The sequence below is a fragment of the Burkholderia sp. 22313 genome (assembly GCF_052045245.1).
Lineage (GTDB): Bacteria > Pseudomonadota > Gammaproteobacteria > Burkholderiales > Burkholderiaceae > Burkholderia.
This window is the reverse complement of the sequence record NZ_JBQEON010000064.1, coordinates 1-8,902: the sequence shown is the minus strand read 5'-3', so window position 1 is coordinate 8,902 and position 8,902 is coordinate 1. Positions and strand designations below refer to the sequence as shown.

7 protein-coding genes are annotated in these 8,902 nt (G+C 67.3%); 5 read left to right on the top strand and 2 right to left on the bottom strand.

Annotation, left to right across the window (positions count from 1 at the left end; genetic code table 11):
* The first annotated feature begins 53 nt into the window (after positions 1 to 53).
* Positions 54 to 1,276, top strand: a protein-coding gene (locus ACTJKF_RS31030; protein ID WP_440623306.1) for an IS3 family transposase whose coding sequence is annotated in 2 segments (ribosomal slippage) — positions 54 to 419 and positions 422 to 1,276 — 1,221 coding nt in all. Because the reading frame shifts where the segments join, the coding sequence is not laid out codon by codon here.
* Between the two features lie 73 nt (positions 1,277 to 1,349).
* On the opposite strand, the gene ACTJKF_RS31025 is transcribed toward ACTJKF_RS31030, so the two are convergent.
* Entirely contained in the window at positions 1,350 to 1,553 is a 204-nt protein-coding gene (locus ACTJKF_RS31025; protein ID WP_440628916.1) for a hypothetical protein, read from the bottom strand.
* Positions 1,554 to 1,949: 396 nt separating this feature from the next.
* Here ACTJKF_RS31025 and ACTJKF_RS31020 point away from each other — a divergent pair, with 396 nt between their 5' ends.
* The 4 genes from ACTJKF_RS31020 to ACTJKF_RS31005 all read left to right on the top strand — a co-directional run bounded on the left by ACTJKF_RS31020 (position 1,950) and on the right by ACTJKF_RS31005 (position 8,013).
* The gene (locus ACTJKF_RS31020) at positions 1,950 to 3,200 is read left to right on the top strand and encodes a metallophosphoesterase family protein (RefSeq protein WP_440628914.1); all 1,251 of its coding nucleotides are present in this window, start codon (positions 1,950 to 1,952) and stop codon (positions 3,198 to 3,200) included.
* Between the two features lie 3 nt (positions 3,201 to 3,203).
* Complete coding sequence (locus tag ACTJKF_RS31015; RefSeq protein WP_440628912.1) at positions 3,204 to 6,674, top strand: AAA family ATPase; 3,471 nt, start codon at positions 3,204 to 3,206, stop codon at positions 6,672 to 6,674.
* A gap of 121 nt (positions 6,675 to 6,795) precedes the next feature.
* Positions 6,796 to 7,320, top strand: coding sequence for an HD domain-containing protein (locus ACTJKF_RS31010; RefSeq protein ID WP_440628910.1), 525 nt, complete (start codon positions 6,796 to 6,798; stop codon positions 7,318 to 7,320).
* Between the two features lie 9 nt (positions 7,321 to 7,329).
* The gene (locus ACTJKF_RS31005; protein ID WP_440628908.1) at positions 7,330 to 8,013 is read left to right on the top strand and encodes a DUF429 domain-containing protein; all 684 of its coding nucleotides are present in this window, start codon (positions 7,330 to 7,332) and stop codon (positions 8,011 to 8,013) included.
* 94 nt (positions 8,014 to 8,107) lie between these two features.
* On the opposite strand, the gene ACTJKF_RS31000 is transcribed toward ACTJKF_RS31005, so the two are convergent.
* Positions 8,108 to 8,578, bottom strand: a complete 471-nt coding sequence (locus ACTJKF_RS31000; protein WP_440628917.1) for an ATPase — start codon at positions 8,576 to 8,578, stop codon at positions 8,108 to 8,110.
* Between the last annotated feature and the right edge of the window lie 324 nt (positions 8,579 to 8,902).

Genomic DNA, 8,902 nt, shown 5'->3' with positions numbered 1-8,902 from the left:
TGACCCGTCCTAGAATAGGTTGACACTTTTTCGCCGAAGCGAAGAGGTGCCAAGTGGAGCAAGGGAACAAGCGGACGCAGCGGGACTACAGCCTGGCTTTTAAACTGTCGGTGGTGGCGCAGGTCGAAAAAGGCGAACTGACGTACAAAGAGGCGCAGCAGCGCTACGGCATCCAGGGACGCTCGACCGTACTGGTATGGTTACGTAAGCACGGCTTGCAGGATTGGGCCGATCCATCCGGCCGTGCGCGATCGGGTTGCACCATGCCAAAGCCAGACTCAAAGCCACTCACACCGGAGCAGCGCATCAAGGAGTTGGAGACGCAGTTGCGCGAGGCGCAGGAGAAAGCGGCGCTGTTCGAGGCCGTGCTCGACGTGATGCGCAAGGACTACGGGATCACCGTAAAAAAGCCTTCGGGCAGGTCGTTGCGCAAAAGCGGATCGAAAAGCTGAGCGTCGAGCGAGCCTGCCGCTACATGGGCATCAGTCGCCAAGCGTATTACAAGCGATGTCGCAGCGAGGCGCGCCGCTGCTCGCAAGCCGAGACCGTGACGGCATTGGTGCGCGACGTGCGACTGCGCCAGCCTAGGCTTGGGGCACGCAAACTGCATCACCTGCTTGGGCCGGCGTTGGTCGAGCGCGGCATCAAGCTGGGGCGAGATGGGCTGTTCGATGTGCTGCGCGCCGCGCGACTGCTGGTCGTGCCGCATCGGGCGTATCACAAGACAACGCAAAGCCACCATCACTTCCGGCGCCATCCGAATCTACTGAAACCCGGGCCGGATCAAATCGTGCCGAGCGGCCCCGAGCAGGTGTGGGTAGCCGACATCACGTACCTACCCACAGCGGGTCGGTTTGTGTATCTGAGCCTGGTCACGGATGCGTACTCGCGCAAGATCGTTGGACATCACGTTCACGACAGCCTGCAGACCGAACAGGTTAGCCAGGCGTTGAAGAAGGCGTTGCGCAGGCGCCAGAGCCGCCAGCCATTGATCCATCACTCCGATCGCGGGGTGCAGTACTGCTCGACCTACTATCAGGACATCCACCGGCGCCACGGCCTGCGCTGCTCGATGACGGACGGCTACGACTGCTATCAGAACGCGCTGGCCGAGCGAATCAACGGCATCCTTAAGGGCGAGTTCTTGTTGCAACGTCCCGCCGACCTTGCTCAGGCCGTCAAGATGGTCGAGCAGTCAGTGCGCATCTACAACCAGGAGCGGCCACATGCCGCCCTGAAATACAAAACGCCCGATGCGGTGCATCGGGCGTTTTAGCGCTTGGATACTGTCAACCTATTCCAGGACTTGACAGTGCACGAAAAAAGCCACGCAGGCACGCGTCGCATGTCTACCCGGTGTGGCGCGTGCCCTGTTTCGTCGGGAACTCGACGTCGATCACGTCGCTTCGCCATTCGGATTCCTCGACATGCTCGAACCCGTTCGATCCGAAACGGTGGACCGTGCCATTGACGATCCGGATCCGGCCGCGCCATGCGGCCCGGCGCTCGCGATCGCGGATGCGCGACAGGCGGTCCGCGCACCGTCTGCCCATTGCGTGCCCGCCATGCTTAAATAGCGGGGCTCCCGGTGGCCGGCCCGCCATCGTGGCCGCGCAGGCCGATGCACGCGATCATGTCCGATCGGCATCGTGACGACAGACGGCAACCAAGTACCGCCGCGGCCTGCCCGAGCTGGCGGATGCCGCCGGCATCGGAAGGTCGTGCCGTGCGCACGGCGGTGCGACGCATCGCGTGTACCGTGTTTCGAATTGCCGGTTTGTCGAGTCCGCGCCGTGACGCGGTCGTGGGCGGCGACAGGCCGCGAGAATGCACGTCGCCCGCTTTCAGGTACCATCCCGACCCGCCGGCGACCGGCGGCCGCGCCTCGCATTCGACCGCGCACAATGCGGGTCGACATCGCCCCTTCGTCATGAAACAGAGGAATCTTCGTGAAGTTCATCCACGCGGCAGACATTCACCTTGACAGTCCGTTGCACGGCCTGAGCGCGTACCCCGACGCGCCGGCCGCGCAGTTGCGCAACGCGTCGCGCGAGGCGCTGCGGCAACTCGTGGATCGTGCGATCGACGAGGACGTCGCGTTCCTCGTGATCGCCGGCGATTTGTACGACGGCGACTGGAAGGACCACAACACCGGCATTTTCTTCGGCCAGCAGATGGGCCGCCTGCGCAAGGCCGGCATTCGCGCATTCGTGCTCGGCGGCAATCACGATGCCGAAAGCGAGATGACGAAGAAGCTGACCTTGCCCGACAACGTCACCGTGTTCGGCCACCGCAAGCCGGAAACCTTCCGGCTGCCGGAATTCGACGTCGCGCTGCATGGGCAGAGCTTCAAGGACAAGGCCGTCGTCGACAATCTCGCGATCGGCTATCCGGATCCCGTGCCGGGCCATTACAACATCGGCGTGCTGCACACCGCACTCGAAGGCTACGCGGCGCACGCGAACTATGCGCCGTGCTCGCTGGCGGAACTGCATGCGAAAGGCTATGACTACTGGGCACTCGGCCACGTGCACGAGTTCCAGCAATGGTCGGGGCCGTCGACCGTCGTATTTCCCGGCAATCTGCAGGGGCGCCATATCCGCGAGACGGGCCGCCGCGGCGCGGTGCTCGTGACGGTCGAGCAGGGCCGCACGCACGTCGAACGCCTGTACCTCGACGTGCTGCGCTGGGAAGCGGTACCGGTCGACGCGTCCGACTGCCTCACGGTCGCCGATCTGTCGAGAAAGATCGGCCAGTCGCTCGAGGCGCTGCTGAGCGTCGATGGCCACGTGCCGCGCGCGGTGCGCGTGACGGTCACGGGGCGCACGCCCGCGCACGGCCTCTTTTTCGGTCGCGCGCCGCAACTGCGCGCGGAGGTGCTGAACCAGATCGGCATCATCGGCAACGAACGGCTGTGGCTGGAGAAGGTCCGCCTCGCGACCGCCGCGCCCGAGCAACCCCAGGGCGAGGGCGAGCAACTCGAGGCGCTGGAGGATCTGAAACAGATCCTGGCCGACGCCGCGCACGATCCGGATTTCCTCGCGCTGCTCGAACGCGACCTGAAGCCGTTCGTCGGCAAGGTGCGCAGCGACGTGAAGGAGGAGGTGCCGTTGTTGACGATGGCGCGCGCCGGCGAACTCACGGCGCTCGTCGAGCAGGTCGGCCCTGCGTTGCTCGCGCGGCTGGCGAGGGGGGAATAAGCGATGCGCATCAGCCAGCTCGATCTGATCAAGTACGGCAAGTTCACCGACGAGACGTTGCGCTTTCCGTCGGCCGGCCAGGATTTCCACGTGATCGTGGGGCCGAACGAGGCCGGCAAGTCGACGGTCCGGACGGCCGTGTCGGAACTGCTGTTCGGGATGAAGCTGCAGACGCCGCTCGACTTCCTGCATGCGACCCCCGAGCTGCGGATCGGCGGCGTGCTGGAGAGCGGCACCGGCGCGCTCGCGTTTCATCGCGCGCGCGGGCGCAGCCCGTTGCGTACCCCCGCCGACGACAAGCTGCCGGACGACTATCTCGCGGCGATCCTCGATGGCGCGACGCGCGAGTTCTTCGAGCAGATGTTCGGGCTCGACCATGGGCGGCTCGTCGACGGCGGCCGGAGCATTCTCGACGCATCCGACAAGCTTGGCCAGGTGCTGTTCGAATCGGCGGCCGGCGTCGGCACGCTCGGGCCCGTGCGCGAGGAACTCGACGCGCGCTCGGGCGAGCTGTGGGCGCCGCGGCGCAGCGGCAGCGCATTCGCGCAGGCCGAGACGTCGTTCAACGACGCGGTCGGCGAACTGAAGGCGGTCCAGGTGCGTACGCGCGACTGGGTCGATCGCAAGGAAGCGCGCGATGCCGTCGAGCAGGAAATCGAACTGGCGCGCGCGGAGCAGCGCCGCCTCGAAGCGCTGCGCTCGAAGCTCGAGCGCGTGCGGCGGCTCGCACCGTACCTGAAGGAATTGACGATAAAGGAAGCGGCGCTCGCCGAACTGGGCACCGTCGTCGAGTTGCCGCCGACTGCCTATGCAGACCTGCTGAAAGCGCAAGGCGATCTCGCCGCCGAGCAGAAGGTGCTCGAAGAGCGGCGTGCGGACCTGCTCGCGAAGCGGCAGGCGCGTGATGCGATCGAGCCGGATGCCGATGCACTGGCGCTCGAAGGCGATATCGAAGCGCTCGACCGGCTGCGCGGCGCTTGCATGAATCACGCCCAGGATCTGCTGTTGCTCGGCGCAGACGTCGAGCGTCATCTGTCCGCCGCCGGTGCGGCCGCCGCGCAGCTCGGCTGGCCGACCGACGAGGCGTCGCTGCGCGCGGCACTGCCGAGCGCGCTGTCGCTGAAGACGGTCGCGAACCTGTTGCGCGACCACGGTGCGCTGCATCAGGCACTGGCCGGCGCACGCGAATCGCTCGATGAACGCACGCAGGAGCTTGCGCAGGCGCAGGAGCAACTGGCGCGCCTGTCGACGGTCGACGTGCCGGAGGTGCTTCGCGCGGCGCTGGCCGATGCGCAAGGCTTTCGAGGCAGCGGCCAGCGCGAGCAGGCGCTCGAGCGCGACATCGCTGCCGCCGAACGCACGCTGGCCGACGCGCTCGATGCGCTCGGCCAGTGGCGCAAGCCGGTCGATGCGCTGCGCGTGCTCGACGTGCCGTCGACGGCGCGGCTCGGCGCACTGCTGAACGAAGCCGGCGAGCGCGCGAGCGCGGTGGCGGCCGCACGCGATGCACGGGACGGCGCGCAGGAAGAGCTCGAACGGCTCGAACTGCAGGAGAAGCATTTCGCGGAGACCCACAAGGTCGTCACGACCGCCGAGGTGCTGGCGGCGCGCGCGCGGCGCGACGGTGCGTGGGGCGACATTCGCAGCGGCGCGGTCGATCTCGCAACGGGCGCGCCGGCCGTCGACGATGCGATTCGCCTTGCCGACGAACTCGTCGATGCGCAGCTCGGCGCCACGCAAGCGGCGGCGACGCTGCAATCGCTGCGTCAGCAGGTCGAGTCCGCACGCGCGGTGTTGACGCGCCGGCAGGCCGCGATGGACGAGCGTGAGCGCGAGCTGGCCGCGCATCGCGATGCGTGGTCCCGACTGGCGGCGACGGCTGGCGTGCCGGGCATGCCGCTCGCGGCGATGGGCGACTGGCTCGCGAAGCGCGACACGGTGTTTGCCGCGCAACTCGAACTCGATCGCCAGCGCCGCGATTTCGCGACGATCCGCGAGGCGCGCGCCGGCGCCGAAGCCGCGTTGCGTTCCGCGCTGCGCCTGGTATCCCGCGGCAGCGATGCCGACGGGCTGGCGGCACTCATCGCGATCGCGGAGACGTTCGTGCAGTCGGCCGAGAAGACGCTCGCGCAGCAGGACAGCCTCGACGACCGCGCGCGCGAAGCCGAACGCGGGTGCGCGACGGCTCGTGCACGCGCCGGCCATGCCCAGACCGCCTACGATGCGTGGCACGCGCAATGGCGCGACGCGCTTGCCGACGCAAAGCTGTCCGCGAACGCGGTGACGCTGGCCGCGGCGGAAAGCGCGCTCGGGCTCGCGAATGCGGTGACGGCCGAACTGGCCGACGCCGATGTGCCGCGCAACCGGATCGCCGCGATCCGCGCCGAACTGGCTGCGCTCGAAGCCGGCGCGCGGCGGCTGGCCGAAGCGCTCGAACCGGCATGGCTCGCGAGCGGCGACTGGCTGGACGTTGCGCGCCGGTTGACGCTGCGTGTTGCGGCCGCCCGGGAAACCGCACGTGCGATCGGTCGTGCCGACGAGGCGGCGCGCCAGGCCGACGGCAAGGTCGCCGACGCGGCCGCCGCGGTCGCGGGCGCGGATGCGCGCGTTCAGCCGTTGCTGCAACTGGCCGGCGTCGCGTCGATCGATGCAGCGCTGCCGCTGGCCGAGCAATCGGACCGGCAGCGTCAGCTTCGGCAGGCTGTCGAAGCGGCGAAGGAAGCGTTGGTGCGCGACGGCGACGGGTTGTCCCAGCCGGCTGTCGAGGCCGAGGTCGCGGAACAGGACATCGCCGACGTACCCGCGCATCTCGAAGCGGTGAAGCAGGCGCTCGGCGACGTCGGCAAGCGCCTGAATGAACTCGCGCAGCAACAGGTCGTCGCGCAGCAGGCATTCGGCGCGATCGACGGCCAGGCGAACGCTGCGGTGGCCGAGGCGAAGCGGCAGGAAGCGCTGGCGGCGATGGGCGACGCGGCCGAGCAGTATCTGGAAGCGGCGACCGCGAGCCGCTTGCTGAAGTGGGCGACCGATCGCTACCGCGACCAGAAGCAGGGGCCGATGCTGCGCCGGGCGGGCGAGATTTTCGCGGGGCTCACGCTTGGCGAATTCGCGCGGTTGACCGTCGACACCGAGCGGACGCCGCCCGCGCTGTATGCGCGGCGCATGAAAGGCACGTCGGTCGAGGTGGCCGGCTTGAGCGAAGGGACGCGCGACCAGCTGTTCCTCGCGCTGCGGATCGCCGCGCTCGAACTGCAGCTCGCCAGCAGGACCGGGCTGCCGTTCGTCGCCGACGATCTGTTCATCAACTTCGACGACACACGTGCGAAGGCGGGGCTCGAGGCGCTGCGCGACCTGTCGACGCGGACCCAGGTGCTGTTCCTGACGCACCACGATCACTTGCTGCCGCTCGTGCGCGACGTGTTCGGTGCGCAGGTCAACGTGGTCGAACTGCAACGCGACGCGGCACGCGCGTGATGCCGGGCGGCGCGATGTCCCGATATGTGGGAATGGTCATCGCGTGCAGGTAGTATGTGCGGTTCCGAAACGCACGCGACCGGTTCTGCCGGTCGCGAGTCCGGCCACACGGGGGATCGATATGAACAAGCTGGTAGCTGCCATTGCGTTCGCGGCGGACAAGCATCGCAATCAGCGGCGCAAGGACGACGAGGCGTCGCCGTACATCAACCACCCGATCGCGCTGGCCGACGTGCTGGCCAACGAAGCCGGCATCGAGGACGAGCGCGTGCTCGTCGCGGCGGTGCTGCACGACACGATCGAGGATACGGAGACCACCGAGCAGGAACTGCTGCGGCTGTTCGGCAAGGACGTCGCGGACATCGTGATGGAAGTCACCGACGACAAGTCGTTGCCGAAGGACGAGCGCAAGCGCCTGCAGATCGAGCATGCGGCGACCATCAGCCGGCGCGCGAAGCTCGTGAAGCTCGCCGACAAGATCTGCAACCTGCGGGACATCGCGCGCCATCCGCCCGCGGACTGGCCGCTCGAGCGCAAGCAGGCGTATTTCGACTGGGCGAAGTCGGTCGTCGACCGGATGCGCGGCGTGCATCCGGGCCTGGAAGGGATCTTCGATGCCGCGTACGACGCGCGGCCAGCGGACTGACGCACCGTCATGCGGGCGGCCCGATCCCGATCCGGCGCGCAGTCACTGCCCGCGGTGGCGGGCGTTGACGTGGGCGGCGACAAGAAGCAATGCGACCTCGTGATCCTGCGCGGCGCGGCGATCGTCTGCGGCGAGGCGCGGATCGCGCCCGAAGCGCTGCCGGCGCTGTGTATCGAGCATGACGTGGTGGCCGTCGGCGTCGATGCGCCGAGCCTGTGGTGGACGGGGAGCGGACGCCGGGCGGCCGAGCAGGCGCTCGCGCGCGAACGTATCTCGTGTTTCCCGACGCCGTCGCGCGAACAGGCGGTGGCGAGCACGTCCGGCTTCTTCGACTGGATGTTCATGGGAGAGCGCGTCTACCGCGCGCTCGCGGATGCCTATCCGCTGCTGACCGATGCACGGTATGCCGGTGGGCGCGTGAGCTTCGAGACCTATCCGTACGCGATTACCTGCGCGATGCTCGGCAAGTCGATTGCGTCGGCGAAGCAGAAACGCAACCAGCGCCGGCAATTGCTGACGCAGCTCGGGATCGACGTGTCGACACTGCGATCGGTCGATGCGCGGGACGCGACGCTATGCGCATTGACCGCGCAATACGTGATCGACGGAAACGCGCATGCGTACGGCGATGCGGAGGGCGGATATATCCGTGTGCCGATCGTCGGCGAGACGGTGGTGCTCGACACGCTCTAGTCGGACGATGGCGGCCGGCACGTGTGTGAGGCGAGTGGCGTACACGACACGGACATAGACAGTCGATGCGCGGTACGCCTCCCGGTCGTGGCGCTCAGTCTTCGAGAATGGACTTCGGCACGCTGGAGAGATCGCACGCGGCCGCTTGCTCGAAATAGCCCTGCGCATCGTCGATCATCACGATCGCGACGTCGATCAGTTCGTCGAGGCGCTGCAGCAGCGATTCGCGCCACTCCACGTCTTCGTCGCGCTCGGGCGTCTTGTCGAGCTGCTCGATGATCGAGTCGGCTGTCTGCAGGAACGGGATCGCCTGCTGATAGTTTTCGATCGAGACCATCGCCGCGTTGCGTGCGCCGACCAGACGTTCGCGGTGCTCGTCCGCGAGTTCGGACACCCCGCTGATGCGCGGCAGGACATCCGAGATACGCTGCAGAAGGGGCGGGACCTGTTCTTCCAGCATGACGGCGCGCTCGCGTAGTGCGGCGTATTCGTCGCGAAGATCGGCATCGCCGGATTGAGTGGTGCTGTCCATCGTCTGTATGAGTGCGTTGTTCGATCGCGGCATGATACTCGACGGCGCGACGTCCTTTGTGGGTTCGACGGCCTGGTGGACGGTGTGAGGCACATACGGAGCGCGGTTGAACATGGTTGTCGCCGGCGGTCTTCTATATGGAAGCCTGGAGAGCAGGCCTTTCCTCGCATCCGTTACAGGCTTCCCGCGATGCTGCAGGTAGCCCGTCACGCCTGTAGCCTCCGTGCGCGGCAGCGCACGGAGGCTTTTTCAAATTATTTTCACAAAGGGCTTGCGGAGAGCGGGGCGGGTGCTTAGAATCACGCCTCTTTCGCGCTAACGGAAACGCAGCGCGGGGGAAGAAGGGAGGCGGTGCGG